This window comes from Mesorhizobium sp. WSM3860, assembly GCF_002294995.1.
Taxonomy (GTDB): domain Bacteria; phylum Pseudomonadota; class Alphaproteobacteria; order Rhizobiales; family Rhizobiaceae; genus Mesorhizobium.
In genome coordinates this window covers 35,347-48,854 of record NZ_NSGF01000010.1, presented here as the reverse complement: position 1 = coordinate 48,854, position 13,508 = coordinate 35,347, and the positions used below count along the sequence as shown (strand labels likewise).

At 63.9% G+C, this 13,508-nt stretch carries 16 protein-coding genes and 1 riboswitch; of the genes, 13 read left to right on the top strand and 3 right to left on the bottom strand.

All coding sequences use genetic code 11. The features are described from left to right. Window positions 1–408 precede the first annotated feature (408 nt). The 9 genes from CK220_RS17370 (at window position 409) to CK220_RS17330 (ending at window position 6,765) form a co-directional block, all read left to right on the top strand. The gene (locus CK220_RS17370; protein ID WP_095812705.1) at window positions 409–1,173 is read left to right on the top strand and encodes an SDR family oxidoreductase; all 765 of its coding nucleotides are present in this window, start codon (window positions 409–411) and stop codon (window positions 1,171–1,173) included. After that, complete coding sequence (gene uvrC / locus CK220_RS17365; RefSeq protein WP_095812704.1) at window positions 1,170–3,254, top strand: excinuclease ABC subunit UvrC; 2,085 nt, start codon at window positions 1,170–1,172, stop codon at window positions 3,252–3,254. Before CK220_RS17370 ends, uvrC begins: the two co-directional genes overlap by 4 nt. A gap of 104 nt (window positions 3,255–3,358) precedes the next feature. Next, a complete protein-coding gene (pgsA, locus tag CK220_RS17360; RefSeq protein WP_067330383.1) occupies window positions 3,359–3,955 on the top strand; it encodes a CDP-diacylglycerol--glycerol-3-phosphate 3-phosphatidyltransferase in 597 nt (198 codons plus the stop codon). Between the two features lie 11 nt (window positions 3,956–3,966). Next, window positions 3,967–4,224, top strand: a complete 258-nt coding sequence (moaD, locus tag CK220_RS17355; protein WP_067330385.1) for a molybdopterin converting factor subunit 1 — start codon at window positions 3,967–3,969, stop codon at window positions 4,222–4,224. Window position 4,225: 1 nt separating this feature from the next. After that, window positions 4,226–4,705, top strand: a complete 480-nt coding sequence (locus tag CK220_RS17350) for a molybdenum cofactor biosynthesis protein MoaE (RefSeq protein ID WP_095812703.1) — start codon at window positions 4,226–4,228, stop codon at window positions 4,703–4,705. A gap of 79 nt (window positions 4,706–4,784) precedes the next feature. Beyond that, window positions 4,785–5,198 carry a YbaY family lipoprotein gene (locus CK220_RS17345; protein ID WP_095812702.1) on the top strand — a complete coding sequence of 138 codons (414 nt, stop codon included), beginning with the start codon at window positions 4,785–4,787 and terminating at the stop codon, window positions 5,196–5,198. A 214-nt stretch (window positions 5,199–5,412) separates the two neighbouring features. After that, window positions 5,413–5,486: riboswitch (Fluoride riboswitch) on the top strand. A 99-nt stretch (window positions 5,487–5,585) separates the two neighbouring features. Beyond that, window positions 5,586–5,978, top strand: coding sequence for a fluoride efflux transporter CrcB (crcB, locus tag CK220_RS17340; RefSeq protein ID WP_095812831.1), 393 nt, complete (start codon window positions 5,586–5,588; stop codon window positions 5,976–5,978). A 5-nt stretch (window positions 5,979–5,983) separates the two neighbouring features. Further along, the gene (gene crcB, locus CK220_RS17335) at window positions 5,984–6,412 is read left to right on the top strand and encodes a fluoride efflux transporter CrcB (protein WP_095812701.1); all 429 of its coding nucleotides are present in this window, start codon (window positions 5,984–5,986) and stop codon (window positions 6,410–6,412) included. Window positions 6,413–6,426: 14 nt separating this feature from the next. Next, the gene (locus tag CK220_RS17330) at window positions 6,427–6,765 is read left to right on the top strand and encodes a DUF190 domain-containing protein (protein ID WP_095812830.1); all 339 of its coding nucleotides are present in this window, start codon (window positions 6,427–6,429) and stop codon (window positions 6,763–6,765) included. Window positions 6,766–6,961: 196 nt separating this feature from the next. Here CK220_RS17330 and ndk read toward each other — a convergent pair whose 3' ends face one another. Beyond that, entirely contained in the window at window positions 6,962–7,384 is a 423-nt protein-coding gene (gene ndk / locus CK220_RS17325; protein WP_095812700.1) for a nucleoside-diphosphate kinase, read from the bottom strand. Between the two features lie 155 nt (window positions 7,385–7,539). Here ndk and CK220_RS17320 point away from each other — a divergent pair, with 155 nt between their 5' ends. After that, complete coding sequence (locus CK220_RS17320; RefSeq protein WP_095812699.1) at window positions 7,540–7,776, top strand: hypothetical protein; 237 nt, start codon at window positions 7,540–7,542, stop codon at window positions 7,774–7,776. Between the two features lie 147 nt (window positions 7,777–7,923). Here the strand turns inward: CK220_RS17320 and CK220_RS17315 are convergent, their stop codons facing one another. Further along, window positions 7,924–8,619: a glutathione S-transferase family protein gene (locus CK220_RS17315; RefSeq protein WP_095812698.1), complete on the bottom strand. Its 696-nt coding sequence runs from the start codon at window positions 8,617–8,619 to the stop codon at window positions 7,924–7,926. 54 nt (window positions 8,620–8,673) lie between these two features. On the opposite strand from CK220_RS17315, the gene CK220_RS17310 reads away from it, so the two are divergent. The 3 genes from CK220_RS17310 to CK220_RS17300 all read left to right on the top strand — a co-directional run bounded on the left by CK220_RS17310 (window position 8,674) and on the right by CK220_RS17300 (window position 10,955). After that, the gene (locus tag CK220_RS17310) at window positions 8,674–9,183 is read left to right on the top strand and encodes a DinB family protein (protein WP_095812697.1); all 510 of its coding nucleotides are present in this window, start codon (window positions 8,674–8,676) and stop codon (window positions 9,181–9,183) included. Window positions 9,184–9,368: 185 nt separating this feature from the next. Continuing rightward, entirely contained in the window at window positions 9,369–9,983 is a 615-nt protein-coding gene (locus CK220_RS17305) for a hypothetical protein (RefSeq protein WP_245429246.1), read from the top strand. A gap of 186 nt (window positions 9,984–10,169) precedes the next feature. Next, window positions 10,170–10,955 carry a GGDEF domain-containing protein gene (locus CK220_RS17300; RefSeq protein WP_095812696.1) on the top strand — a complete coding sequence of 262 codons (786 nt, stop codon included), beginning with the start codon at window positions 10,170–10,172 and terminating at the stop codon, window positions 10,953–10,955. A gap of 448 nt (window positions 10,956–11,403) precedes the next feature. On the opposite strand, the gene CK220_RS17295 is transcribed toward CK220_RS17300, so the two are convergent. Continuing rightward, window positions 11,404–13,485, bottom strand: a complete 2,082-nt coding sequence (locus tag CK220_RS17295; RefSeq protein WP_095812695.1) for an ATP-dependent helicase — start codon at window positions 13,483–13,485, stop codon at window positions 11,404–11,406. Window positions 13,486–13,508: the final 23 nt, after the last annotated feature.

Here is a 13,508-nt window from a genome sequence, read left to right as displayed (position 1 = left end):
GTTTACTCCTTAAGCCACAAGACACGAGGCTTTTTATGTTCATGAATGCCCCCGGCCCGTCCGGGGGGATAAACGGGCCTGGCGTTCAACGGTTCCAAATGTCGTGCTGAAATACGGCTGAAGCGAACCTGAACTTGGGTCATTCCCTGGCACGAATGAGGCCGAAAGGTGACGTTGCATCTTCGCAACAGCGAATGTCAGCACGCTAGTCATGTTGCGCTGCACGCCGCTTGGTTCAAGGGGTTCGGGGACATATATTGCATTATGAAAGATCCCCAGTCCGGGTTGGCAGCGTGCGTACGGGCCGCTTCGCCACATTCCTGCCCCAGGTAGAAATGGCATTTAACGCTTGGCCCGTCATATTGTGCCGGCTTCCCGGAATCGTGAAGCCGGTAGAGGATTGACGACATGAAAGAAGCCCTTGGCGTGGTGCTGGTGACGGGTGGAGCGAAAAGGATCGGCAAGGCGATCGTCGAGGACCTTGCCGCGCATGGCTTTGCCGTGGCCATCCATGCCAATCGTTCCGGAGCCGAGGCCGAGGCGCTGGCCGGCCGCATCAGGAACCAGGGCGGCCGTGCCGCCGTGCTCGTCGCCGACCTCACCGACATGAATGCCGTCGGCGATCTCGTCGGTCGCTCCGAGGCTGCCCTTGGCCCGGTCACGCTGCTCGTCAACAACGCGTCCTTGTTCGCCGACGACCGGATCGAGGATTTCGACTGGCAGGCCTGGGACCGCCACTTCGCCATTCATCTGAAGACGCCGGCGCTGCTGGCGCAGAACTTTGCTCGCGCCTTGCCGGAAGGGGTTGAGGGGCTGATCGTCAACGTCATCGACCAGCGTGTCTGGCGGCCGACGCCGCGCTATTTCTCTTACGCGCTGTCGAAATCGGCCCTGTGGACGCAGACCCAGATGCTGGCGCAGGCCCTGGGGCCGCGCATTCGCGTCAACGCCATCGGCCCCGGCCCGACGCTGAAGAACAAGCGCCAGGACGACGATGATTTCGGCAAGCAGGTCGAAGGACTGATTCTGAAGCGCGGCCCGCAATTGCCGGAATTCGGCGCCACCATCCGCTATCTTTGGGAAGCGCGCTCCGTCACCGGCCAGATGATCGCGCTCGATGGCGGCCAGCATCTTGCATGGCAGACGCCCGATGTGACAGGCATGGTGGAATGAGTCCTGCCCAAAAACACAGCCCCATCGGCGCCGCCGATGATTTGCCGCCCGATCTCCATATCGAGGACGAGGCGTCGGAGGAGATCGTCGAGCCGGAGGCGGTTGGCGCCGGTCCCGACGTCGCTTTCACGGCCATAGACTGGACGCCGCATGCCGGCGACGCCGGCGGCATGGTCGGCGCCGAGGTGATCCAGACTTTCGTCAAGCGGCTGCCCAACCAGCCCGGCGTCTACCGGATGATGAACGCCGCCGGAGACGTGCTCTATGTCGGCAAGGCGCGCAGCCTGAAGAAGCGCGTCACCAATTATGCGCAGGGGCGCTTCCACACCGCCCGCATCGGCCGCATGGTGCGCGAGACGGCGACGATGGAATTCGTCGTCACCCGCACCGAGATCGAGGCGCTGCTGCTCGAGGCCAACCTCATCAAGCGGCTGAGGCCCCGCTTCAACGTGCTGATGCGGGATGACAAGTCGTTCCCTTACATCCTGCTTACCGGCGACCATGTCTCGCCCGGCATCTACAAGCATCGCGGCGCGCGCTCGCGCAAGGGCGACTATTTTGGGCCCTTCGCTTCCGCCGGCGCGGTTGGGCGCACCATCAATTCGCTGCAGCGCGCCTTCCTGCTCAGGAGCTGCACGGATTCCTTCTACGAGAACCGCACGCGCCCCTGCCTGCTCTACCAGATCAAGCGCTGCGCCGGCCCCTGCACCGGCGAGATATCGCATCGGGGCTATGCCGAGCTGGTCGCCGAGGCGAAGGATTTTCTCTCCGGCCGCAGCCAGAAGGTGAAGACCGAGATCTCGGCCGCCATGCAGCAAGCCTCCGAAGAGCTCGATTTCGAGCGGGCCGCTATCTACCGGGATCGCCTCGCGGCGCTGTCGCATGTACAGGCGCATCAGGGCATCAACCCGCAGACGGTGGAGGAGGCGGATGTCTTTGCCATCCACCAGGAAGGCGGCCAGACCTGCATCCAGGTGTTCTTCTTCCGCACCGGCCAGAACTGGGGCAACCGCGCCTATTTCCCAAAGGCCGATCCGGCGCTGGAGCCGGCCGAGGTGCTGGGATCCTTCCTGGCGCAGTTCTATGACGACAAGCTGCCGGCGCGTACGCTGCTTCTCTCCCAGGCGGTGCAGGAGCAGGAGCTGCTCGCCGAGGCGCTCTCCACCCGTGCCGGGCGCAGGATAGCGATCTCGGTGCCGCAGCGCGGCGAGAAGAAGGATCTCACCGATCACGCGCTGCAGAACGCGCGTGAGGCGCTCGGTCGCAGGCTGGCGGAAACCTCGACGCAGGCGCGGCTGCTGCAAGGTTTTGCCGAGACTTTCGGCCTTGCAAGGCCGCCGGTGCGCATCGAGGTCTTCGACAACTCGCACATCATGGGCACCAATGCGGTCGGCGCCATGGTCGTCGCCGGGCCGGAAGGTTTTGTGAAGAACCAGTACCGCAAATTCAACATCCGCTCGACCGAGATCACGCCCGGTGACGATTTCGGCATGATGCGCGAGGTGATGGAGCGCCGCTTCTCGCGGCTGCTCAGGGAGCATGGCGACGTCCAGCCCTCGGGTGAGGCGGGAGCGGAAGCCGAGGACGATGCGGCAGAGGATCTCGTCGGCGGAAACGGCAGCTTCCCGGCCTGGCCGGACGTCATCCTGATCGACGGCGGCCAGGGCCAGATGACGGCGGTGCGCAAGATCCTGTCCGATCTCGGCATTGAGGACCGGGTCGTCGCCATCGGCATCGCCAAGGGCCAGGACCGCGACGCCGGGCGCGAGCGCTTCTTCGTCAAGGGCAGGGACTCTTTCACGCTGCCGGTGCGCGACCCGGTGCTCTATTTCGTCCAGCGCCTGCGCGACGAGGTGCATCGCTTCGCCATCGGCTCGCACCGCGCCCGCCGCAAGAAGGAGATGGTGAAGAGCCCGCTCGACGAGATCGCCGGCATCGGGCCAGGCCGCAAGCGGGCGCTGCTTCACCATTTCGGCACCGCCAAGGCGGTCAGCCGCGCCGCCGTCGAGGACCTGGTCAAGGTCGACGGCATTTCCGAGCACGTGGCCAAGCTGGTCTACAACCATTTTCATGACAGCTGACCATTCTTGCGCCTATTTTGGGTTGACCAATCGAATCTCGCCTGTTGACCCCCCACATTGGCTTCTGATTTGAGTAGGCAGGCGGAGAGAGATCCCGATCAGTTATGGCCCAGCGCGCTTTCAACCTGCCGAACATCCTCACCTACGCCCGCATCATCGCGGTGCCGCTGGTGGTGCTATGCTTTTTTCTCGAAGGCCATCTGAAGTCCTCCGACTTCGCCCGCTGGTCGGCGCTGGCCATCTTCCTGCTCGCCTCCATCACCGACTATTTCGACGGCTATTTCGCGCGCGCCTGGCAGCAGACCTCCAACATCGGCAAGATGCTGGATCCGATCGCCGACAAGCTCCTGGTCGCCACCTGCCTGCTCTTGCTCGCCGCCGACACCGACCGGCATGCCGGCATTGCCGGCTGGTCGCTATGGGCGGCGATCATCATCCTGTGCCGCGAGATCCTGGTCTCGGGCCTGCGCGAATATCTGGCGGCGCTGAAAGTGTCGGTGCCGGTGACGCAGCTTGCCAAATGGAAGACGACCATCCAGATGGTCGCCATCGCCTTCCTGCTCGTCGGCCCGGCCGGCGACAAGATCTTCCCGCTGACCACCCAGATAGGCCTGGTGCTCTTGTGGATCGCGGCACTTGTCACGCTCTACACCGGCTACGATTATTTCCGCGCCGGACTGAAGCACATCATGGACGAGTGAGGGGCAGGCGAATGTCGACAAAACTTATCTATTTCGCCTGGGTGCGCGAGCGGATCGGCAAGCCGGAAGAGCATGTCGAGCTGCCGGCCGGCGTCGAGACCGTCGCCGACCTGTTGCGCTGGCTGAAGTCGCGCGGCGAGGAATACGAAAACGCGCTGCAATATCCGGACGTCATCCGCGTCGCCATCAACCAGGAACATGTCGGCCACCGCGAGAAAATCGCGGGCGCGCGTGAGATCGCGCTGTTTCCGCCGATGACCGGGGGCTGAGATGGCAAGCACGATCGTGCCGGCCATCCGCGTCCAGCGCGAGGATTTCGACGTCGCCGCCGAGATTGCCGCGCTGACCGAGGGCCGCGCCGACATCGGCGCCGTGGTCACCTTCTCCGGCCTCTGCCGCGACGAAAAAGGCGCGCTCGCGGCGCTCGAACTCGAGCACTATCCCGGCATGGCCGAGGCCGAGATCGGCCGCATCGCCGCTGAGGCCATCGAGCGTTGGCCGCTGCAGGGCCTTACCGTCATCCATCGCCATGGAAAAATCACGCCGGGCGAAAACATCGTGCTGGTGGTCGCCGCCTCCGCGCATCGCCAGGCGGCATTCGAGGCGGCGAATTTCCTGATGGATTACCTGAAGTCGCGCGCGCCCTTCTGGAAGAAGGAGCACCGTGCCGACGGCTCCGAAGGCGGCTGGGTCGAGGCCAAGGAAGCCGACGACCAGGCCGCCGGCCGCTGGAAGACGCCGGACCGGTAAACTTTGGCCGAAGTCATTGATTGACCGCAATCCTTCCCGACCTTCCAAATCGGTTTGATTTGCTGGGCGGAGCAATCTCATGCTGGACAGCATTGCGGAATTCTTCATCTTCGGCCTGGTGCCGCTGGTGGTCGGCGTGCTTGCCGTGCCGGAGTTCACCACCGCCGAAAAGACGATTGCCGGCGAGGTGACCTATCGCGAGCATATCGCGCTGCCGCCCAATGCCGTGCTTTCGGTCGAGCTCGCCGACGTCTCGCCGGCCGACGCGCCGGCGACGATCCTTGGCCAGCGCAAGATCGTACTGGCCGGCCAGGTGCCGATCAAATTCGAGATCGGCTTCGATCCCAAGGCGATCCAGCCCGGCAGGACCTACGCGCTGCAGGCCCGCATAACTGTCGATGACCGGCTGATCTTCGTCACCGACACTAGCCGCCAGGTCGATCCGCTGGACGGTAAGCCGCAGACCATCGTGCTGAAGAAGGTCACGTCGTAGCCTAGCTTGGTTCGCTAGATCTCCGCCGGCGGGACAGCGCCTCCTCTGTCCTGCCGGCCATTTCCTCCACTTGGAGAGATTGGCAGCTTCGTTGGCAGCGCAATCCTTCGACGTTTGTGGAGGAGATGTCCGGCAGGACAGAGGGGGTGCGAAGGAACGCGGCGCAACCATAGTGGCCCCAATTGACCGCGACGCCGCGACCACCTAGTTTCCCTCCTCAAATGGGGATGGGGTTCCCCCGAAACCGCCCGAGCTTTTCGTATCTGGGCTGATGACTCCTGCCAGGCGTGCTTTCGCGCGGCAGGATTTGTTTTTTCCGCTCGCACATGCCTGTCTTGATGGCGCGATTCCCGCGAGGAAATCGCTTTGTGGAAAGGCAATGAAGCGATGAGCCTTGCGGCCTGCGCCCTGGTCCTGATCGGCGGCTTCCTCGGCGGTATTTCCCGCTTCTTCCTGTCGGGCCTTGTCGGCCGCAGCGTCGGCGAGACGTTTCCCTGGGGCACGCTGGTGGTCAACGTCTCCGGCGCTTTAGCCATAGGCGCCTTTGCCGGCGCGGCGCGCTCGGTCGGCGGCATCTTTTCCGCCGAGCTCGTGCGCGACTTGATCGTGGTCGGTCTCTTCGGCGGCTACACCACGGTTTCGTCCTTCTGCCTACAGACGCTCAACCTCGCGCTCGACGGCGAGCGGCGGCTCGCCGCTTTCAACATCGTCGCCTCGGCGGCGCTCTGCGTGCTTGCGGTTGCCTTTGGCTTCTGGACCGTCATGCGGATGGCAGGGTAGGGCCCATGTTTGGAAACGATAGACAGACAGCCATGCGGCTTTATCTGGCGGTCGGCTGCGGCGCGGCCATCGGTTCGCTGGCGCGCTTCCTGTGCGGCTTTGTCGTCGTCTCGCTGCTGGGCTGGAGCGCGCTGCTTGCAACGGCTTTCGTCAACGTCGTCGGCTCCTGGGTCATCATGTTCTTTTCCACGCTGACCCGGCCGGATGGACGCCTGATGGTCGGCCCGGCCGGCCGCCAGTTCGTGACCGGCGGCTTCTGCGGCGGTCTCACCACCTTTTCGTCGATGAGCCTCGACACCTTCATCCTGCTTCTCGAGGGCGACCTCGGCCTTGCCGCGACCTATCTTGTCAGTGTGGTGGTGCTGTCGCTTGCTTCGGCCTGGCTCGGCTATGTCATGGCGGCCAGGTTCAATCGCTTGCCTGTCACCAGGTGATCAGGGAGGAGAACATGGAGCTTCCCAGCCAATGCGTGCCGCTCAGGATATTCTTCGGCGAGGACGACAGGGCGGCCGACGGCACGCCGCTGCATGAGGCGATCGTCATCAAGGCACGCGAGACCGGCATGGCGGGCGCGACCGTGCTCAGGGGACCGCTCGGCTTCGGCCGATCGAGCGTGCTCCACACTGCCAAGATCCTGCGGCTATCGCAGGACCTGCCCATCGTCGTCGAGATCGTCGACGCACCCGAGAAGATCGATGCGCTGATCCCTCAGATCAAGGCGCTGACCAGCAGCTGCCTGATCACCAAGGAGAAGGTCGAGGTCATCCGCTACGGCGACAGGGACTAAAGCTGGATCGCTCGGCCAGCAGTGGCAAAGGCGACGGCCCATCGAATCTTCGTCGAAAATGCCGGCGGAAAGGAGCTTCATGGCTTCAATCGCCACCTCGGAGGCTCGGCGCTGCCGCGTACAATGCGCCGTTGCAGCCCGCTCCAACAAAAAAAGGCGGCCCGAGAGCCGCCTTCGTTGTCAAGACCGGAGCGTCTCAGCCGACGATCTCGGTGTCGGAGAACCAGTACCTGATCTCCTGCGCGGCGGTCTCCGGCGCGTCCGAGCCGTGCACCGAATTTTCGCCGATTGACAGCGCATGCACTTTGCGGATGGTGCCCTCGGCGGCATTGGCCGGGTTGGTGGCGCCCATCACTTCGCGGTTCTTGGCGATGGCGTTCTCGCCCTCCAGCACCTGCACGACGGTCGGGCCCGACGACATGAACTCGACCAGCTCGCCGAAGAAGGGACGATCCTTGTGGACGGCGTAGAAGCCTTCGGCCTCGCGGCGGCTCATCCACACGCGACGCGACGCGACGACGCTGAGGCCCGCCTCTTCCAGCATCTTGGTGATGGCGCCGGTCAGATTGCGCTTGGTGGCATCCGGCTTGATCATGGAGAAGGTGCGTTCGATCGCCATTGGGTCGTCCTTGTTTTGGGAATGGAAATTGGAGTGGCGGGCTCTATACAAGCCGCTTGGCGGCTTGCCAAGGGGAGGCGGCTTCTGGTCAAGGCCGGCTGTTTGCGGGATAATTAGACGGCTGAGAGCGCGCTTCGCGTGCAGCCCGGAGCGCCGTGGCAGCGGAGCAGGAGGCGATGAACCGGCTCTACCTCAGACGCGACGATATCGCCGGCATTCTCTTCATGGCCGTGGTTCTTGCCGTGATCGTCTTCGTCCTGCTGTTCTTTCCACAAACCGGACAGCAGAATTTCGGCTTCGGCCCGGAGTGGCAATGCGCCCGCATGGAAGAGGGCGATCCGATCTGCGTCAGGCTGGTCGAGAAGGATGAAACGGGAAATCTCCCCCCTTGAGGGGCCCTTGAGGGGGAGATGGCCGGCAGGCCAGAAGGGGGCACCGCGTGAAGCGCCGACCTCTTCTTTCGCCGCCACATAGCGTCGCGGCAGTTGAGGCGACCCCCTCTGTCGCCTTCGGCGACATCTCCCCCTCAAGTGGGGAGATCAGGCTGCCGCGGCCGCAACTTCGCGCCCGATTCCGCCATGCAGGTCGAGGCAGCGTTCGAACCATTCGGCAACGCTGTCGCCCGTCTCGAGCAACTGGTAGGCCGAGGCGACGCGCGCCCATTGCAGCGCCCCGAACACGATGTAATCGGCAAACAGCGGCGATGTCCCGCCGATGAAGGGCTGGTAGGCCAGCATCGAGCGCAGCGGCTCGAGCGAAGCACGAAAGCCGGCAAGCCCCGCGTCGCGGCCGGCCACTACCTCTTCGAGCCGCTTGCCGTAGCGCTGCTCGCGATTCTCGCGAAAATAGGCGGCGTTCGTCTCATCCTGCATGGCGTTGAGGTCGGTGAGCGCCACCGTTGCGATGTAAGGATGGATGGTGAGCTGCGACCAGCGTTCGACGAAGCGCGCCGTCGCCTTGCCGCCTTCGCCGCCGAACAGCGTCGGCCGCTCGGGGTAGGCTTCGTCGAGATAAAGCGCGATGGCGAAGGAATCGGCCACCACGCGCTCGCCGTCGCGGATCACCGGCACCGTCTTCGACACGCCGCCTTCCACCTTGGGGACTTCCAGGAAGCGCGTCGGCATGTTGGTGGCATCGAGCCCTTTATGGGCCAGCGCCATCTTCGTCTTCCAGCAATGCGGACTGAAGGGGCGTTTTGCGTCGTGGCCGACGAGATCGTAGAACAGAATGGTCATTGCGGTTCCTGCGGGTTACGAAGAGCCGGGATTCGTTGCGAGCCGGATGGAAGAATGAAACAGCATTTCATGATGTTTGCGGCCTACAATCAATGGGCCAACACGCGCATCTATGATGCCGCCGCCGACCTCAGCGAAGAGGAACTCTCCCGCGAGGTCGGCGCTTTCTTCGGCTCGATGCTGGGCACGCTCAATCACCTGCTCGTCACCGACCGCGTCTGGATGAAGCGCTTTACGGGCGAGGGGGACGCGCCCTCAAACCTTGCGACGATCCTCTATCGCGCCTTCCCAGGCTTGCGCCTGGCACGCGAGGCCGAGGACAGGAGGATCGTCGACTGGATGGGCGGCATGACCGATAAGGCGCTCACCGGGCGTTTTTCCTATATGACCACCGACATGCGCACCGTTTCGCAGCGGCTGGCGCCGGCGCTCAGCCACCTTTTCAATCACCAGACCCACCACCGCGGCCAGGCGCATATGTGCCTCACCGTGCTCAGCAGGCCATCTGTGTCGCTTGACCTGATGCAGTTCCAGCGCTCCGAGGAAGGCCGCGCCTACGCCTGAAGCTTTCAGGGATTTCGGTTGCCAATTCCGAAAAACTAAAAAACACATCAATTTCATCTATATTTTTAAAACGGAAGTATCGTGATTGAAAACTACGATTAGCCATATTCGCAATGGCTAAAGAAACCAGAAGGGCATTCTCAGCGTATTTCTGTTTCAAAAGCTACGCGCGCTAGAAAAGCGCAATGCAAGACGGAAATACAAACCACATGGAGAGTGTCATGGCCAGTATCGTAAAGAGATTCGCCAGCACATTGGCGAGTGGTGCAATCATCGTTGCTCTTGCCATGCCTGCGAACGCCCAGAGCGTCGGGCTCGGTGGCGTCGGCGGCGTATCCGTAGGCGGCAACAGGGCCGACGCCAATGCGGGCGGCCCAAATGGGGCTGACGCAAATGCATCCTTCGGCGGCAGCAGCACCAGCGCCAACGTTTCGATCGGCGGCGCAGGCGGCGGCACCGGAACCGCCAACATCGGCGGCAGCAGTTCCACGGCTACGGCATCCATCGGCGGGACAAGCGGGGCTGCAGCCGATGCGACGGTGGGCAACGGCACCAATAGCGCCCTCAACGTGACGACGGGCGGCACGAGCGGCGTTGGCGTCGGCATCGGCGCTGGCGCCACCGTTCCCGGAACCGTCGGCGCGACGCCGCCGGGAACGACGAACCTGTCTTCCGTCGTCGCCCAAATGTCGAGCAGCCAGTTGTCGCGGATGAAGAAGCGCTGCGTCGATGTGCTCAGCAGTGAAGGCACCTATGATCGTGATCTGAGGGCGCTCTGCCTGATGATTTCACGTCGTTGACGGCGCGCTGACGAGAGCCTCCGGCCAATCGCAAAGCCCGCCGCTGCGTCGGCGGGCCTTCTTCAAGCTGGTATCGAGTGCGCCGTGCTCGACGCCTGGTTAACCACATTCCCATTGAAGCTAATATATTAGGACTTCTTTTGCGCTCGCGCTCCACAATAAGGCAGTTGTAGTGGGAGCAATGCCATGCGCATCGATTTGTCCCCCACCAGTTGGGGCAGGGTCGCGCTGGTCACCGTCACCGGCACGGCATTCTTCATTGCCGCGGCCTTCTTTGTCGATTCCTTCAACTTTCCCTCGCTGTCACCCGAAGCGCTGCTCTGGGCCAAGCTCACCGACCTGTTCCTGCCGCTCATCCTTGGCGGCTCCTTCCTGTTCTTCCTGATGTGGAAGATGCGCCAGCTGGCCATCGCTCAGAAGGAGCTCAGCATCATTGCCGCGACCGACAGCCTGACGGCGGTCTTCAACCGCGGCGCTTTCTCGATGCTGGTCGAGGCCTATCTCGACAAGGCCCGAAGCCATGCGGTCGCAGATGCCGGCGCGCTGCTGATCGTCGATGCCGACCATTTCAAGTCGATCAACGACCGGCTCGGCCACGATTGCGGCGACCAGGCGCTGAAGCTGATCGCGAGCACGATCCGGAGCCAGCTCCACGGCGCCGACATCGTCGGACGCATCGGCGGCGAGGAATTCGCGGTCTTCCTTCCGGGCGCCGACGCGACGCGCTCCTTCCTGGTCGCCGAGTCGATCAGACTGCGTATCCGCGAGGCCGAGTTCGCGCCGGGCGGGCAGCCGTGCCCGCTTTCGGTCAGCATCGGCGGCGTCGCCTTCAGCGGGCCCACCACCTATCACCACATGTTTCAGGTCGCGGACCGGCATCTCTACAAGGCGAAGTCGAACGGACGCGACCAGGTGAGCTTCGAAAGCCCGCGCAGCAGGCTATCCGGCGAGGTCGCCGGCACGTTCCACTGAACGAACCCGCGCGGCAGGAAACGGAGCGCCCTCACCGGTGGTTGGGGTTGAGCTGCGGCCTGTGCCGGCGGCGTGGCGCCGGCCGTCCCGCCAGGCTCCGCCGGCTTGCATCCGTGGTGATCGAGAGACATGCGCTCCCCCCTGCCCACGTGCGCAAACTGCATGAGGACCGCGAATATTCTGTGCACTGTTTCACGCTACGAACTGTTCTGTGCGCTGTTTCACGCAGCGCTCCGTTCTATGCGCTATTTCATGCAGCGCCGGAAAAGTTTCGCGGCATCCGGCCGAGGCAGCGGTTTGCATGCGGGAAGGCCGTCTTGAACGAGAAAACCCGCCCGAGAGCCGTCTCAAGCGGGTTTCGTCAGGAGCTATGTCGGCCGCCTGGCCGGCTGATCTCAGGCGGCGAAGCCGCCATAGCGTGAGCGTCGTCCCGCCTTTGGGTAGGCGCCTATTTCCACATGCCGCGCATGCGCGCGCCGAGATCGACCTTGACGCCCGGCTTTTGGCGCGGGTCGTCCGTGATCGCCGCGCTCGCCCAGGATGACTGTTCGAAAGCCGGAAGCATCGAGGCCGGGATGAAGCGGGTGCGCGAGGCATAGACGTGGCGGTCGCCGCGCGCCGGCTGGTTGTGCGGATAAAAGCGCTGCGGCACCACCAGGTGCAGGCTGTCCTTGGCGCGCGTCATCGCCACATAGAGCAGCCGGCGCTCCTCCTCGATATCCTCCTTGGTGCCGACGCCGAGATCGGCCGGGATGCAGCCGTCGACCGTGTTGAGCACGAAGACGTTCTTCCATTCCTGCCCCTTGGCCGAATGGATCGTCGACAGGATCAGGTAATCCTCGTCGCGATGCGGCGGGCCGGCCTGGTCGCTGGTGGCGTCTGGAGGGTCGAGCGTCAGCTCGGTCAGGAAACGCTCGCGCGAGGGATATCCCGATGCGATCTGCTCGAGCTGCAACAGGTCGGCCCGGCGCGTGATCGCGTCCTCGTGGATACGCTCCAGATGCGGCTCGTACCAGAGCCTCACCCGCTCGAGGTCGGCCGGCCATTTGGCGCCGGCGCGCAGCCCGCCGTAGATGTCGAGGAAGACCGGCCAGTCTTCGGCCGCGCGCTGCGGCGGCCGGAAGCGGGCAAGGCCCAGCGTTTCGTCGAGCGACGTCGCCATCGCCTCGACGATCTGTGAGGCGGCCGAAGGACCGATGCCGGGCATCAACTGCAGCACCCGGAAGCCGGCGACCCTGTCGCGCGGGTTCTCGGCAAAGCGCAGCATCGCCAGCATGTCTTTCACGTGCGCCGCGTCGAGGAATTTCAGCCCTCCGAATTTGACGAAGGGGATGTTGCGCCGCGTGAGTTCCACCTCCAGCGGCCCGCTGTGATGCGAGGCGCGGAAGAGCACCGCTTGCGCCTTGAGCGCCGTGCCAGCCTCGCGCTCGGCAAGGATCGCCTGGCAGACATAATTGGCCTGTTCAGCCTCGTCGCGCACGCTCACCAGTTGCGGCTTGTGCGACGACCGGCGTTCGGTCCAGAGGTTCTTGGTGAAACGCTCGCTTGCCTCGCCGATCACCTTGTTGGCGGCGGCCAGGACCGGCTCGGTCGAGCGGTAATTGCGCTCCAGCATGACGATCTCGGCGCCTTGCGCGAACTGTTTTGGGAAATCGAGGATGTTGCGCACTTCCGCGGCGCGGAAGGAATAGATCGACTGTGCGTCATCGCCCACCACGGTCAAGCCCGCGCCGTCCGGCTTCAGCGCCAACAGAATAGAGGCCTGCAGCCGGTTGGTGTCCTGGTATTCGTCGACCAGCACATGGTCGAAGCGGGAGCCAAGGTGAGCGGCGATCTCCGGCTCGGCCGCCATCTGCGCCCAGTAGAGCAAAAGGTCGTCGTAATCGAGCACGTTCTGCGCCTGCTTGGCCTCGACATAAGCCGCGAACAGCTCTTTCAGCTGTTCCGCCCATCCTGAGCACCAGGGAAAGGCCGCGCCCAGCACTTCGCCAAGCGGCGCCTGCGCGTTCACCGCTCGCGAATAGATCTGCAGGCAGGTGGCTTTGGTCGGAAAGCGGCTTTCGGTCTTGGAGAAACCGAGCTCGTGCCGGGCAAGGTTCATCAGGTCGGCCGAATCCTCGCGGTCGTGGATGGTGAAAGCCGGATCGAGGCCGATCTGCTCGGCATAGTCGCGCAAGAGTCTGGCGCCGATACCGTGGAAAGTACCGGCCCAGGAGAGTGCATCGGCGATGATCGCGGCATCGCGGCCCAGCACCTCGCCGGTGATGCGCTCGACACGCTTGGCCATTTCAACCGCGGCGCGGCGCGAAAACGTCATCAAAAGGATGCGGCGCGGATCGGCGCCCTTGACGATGAGGTGCGCCACGCGATGCGCCAGCGTGCTGGTCTTGCCGGAGCCGGCGCCGGCGATCACCAGCAGCGGCGCGGCCACCTTGCCGTCGCCATGCACCACCGCCAGCCGCTGCTCGTCGTTGAGCCGGGCAAGATAGGCAGGAGTTTCGAAGGACGAATCACGGGCGGCGATGTTCATCGCCCATCAAGCATCGTTTCCGC

Bases quoted from the DNA above. Each gene is read 5' to 3' on its own strand.
- crcB (WP_095812831.1), top strand. From the start codon at position 5,586: ATGAGCCTTGCGGCCTGCGCCCTGGTCCTGATCGGCGGCTTCCTCGGC.
- moaD (WP_067330385.1), top strand. From the start codon at position 3,967: ATGTCGACAAAACTTATCTATTTCGCCTGGGTGCGCGAGCGGATCGGC.
- CK220_RS17350 (WP_095812703.1), top strand. From the start codon at position 4,226: ATGGCAAGCACGATCGTGCCGGCCATCCGCGTCCAGCGCGAGGATTTC.
- uvrC (WP_095812704.1), top strand. From the start codon at position 1,170: ATGAGTCCTGCCCAAAAACACAGCCCCATCGGCGCCGCCGATGATTTG.
- ndk (WP_095812700.1), bottom strand. From the start codon at position 7,384: ATGGCGATCGAACGCACCTTCTCCATGATCAAGCCGGATGCCACCAAG.
- CK220_RS17305 (WP_245429246.1), top strand. From the start codon at position 9,369: ATGCAAGACGGAAATACAAACCACATGGAGAGTGTCATGGCCAGTATC.
- CK220_RS17300 (WP_095812696.1), top strand. From the start codon at position 10,170: ATGCGCATCGATTTGTCCCCCACCAGTTGGGGCAGGGTCGCGCTGGTC.
- CK220_RS17345 (WP_095812702.1), top strand. From the start codon at position 4,785: ATGCTGGACAGCATTGCGGAATTCTTCATCTTCGGCCTGGTGCCGCTG.
- CK220_RS17330 (WP_095812830.1), top strand. From the start codon at position 6,427: ATGGAGCTTCCCAGCCAATGCGTGCCGCTCAGGATATTCTTCGGCGAG.
- CK220_RS17310 (WP_095812697.1), top strand. From the start codon at position 8,674: ATGAAACAGCATTTCATGATGTTTGCGGCCTACAATCAATGGGCCAAC.
- CK220_RS17370 (WP_095812705.1), top strand. From the start codon at position 409: ATGAAAGAAGCCCTTGGCGTGGTGCTGGTGACGGGTGGAGCGAAAAGG.
- CK220_RS17295 (WP_095812695.1), bottom strand. From the start codon at position 13,485: ATGAACATCGCCGCCCGTGATTCGTCCTTCGAAACTCCTGCCTATCTT.
- CK220_RS17315 (WP_095812698.1), bottom strand. From the start codon at position 8,619: ATGACCATTCTGTTCTACGATCTCGTCGGCCACGACGCAAAACGCCCC.
- pgsA (WP_067330383.1), top strand. From the start codon at position 3,359: ATGGCCCAGCGCGCTTTCAACCTGCCGAACATCCTCACCTACGCCCGC.
- crcB (WP_095812701.1), top strand. From the start codon at position 5,984: ATGTTTGGAAACGATAGACAGACAGCCATGCGGCTTTATCTGGCGGTC.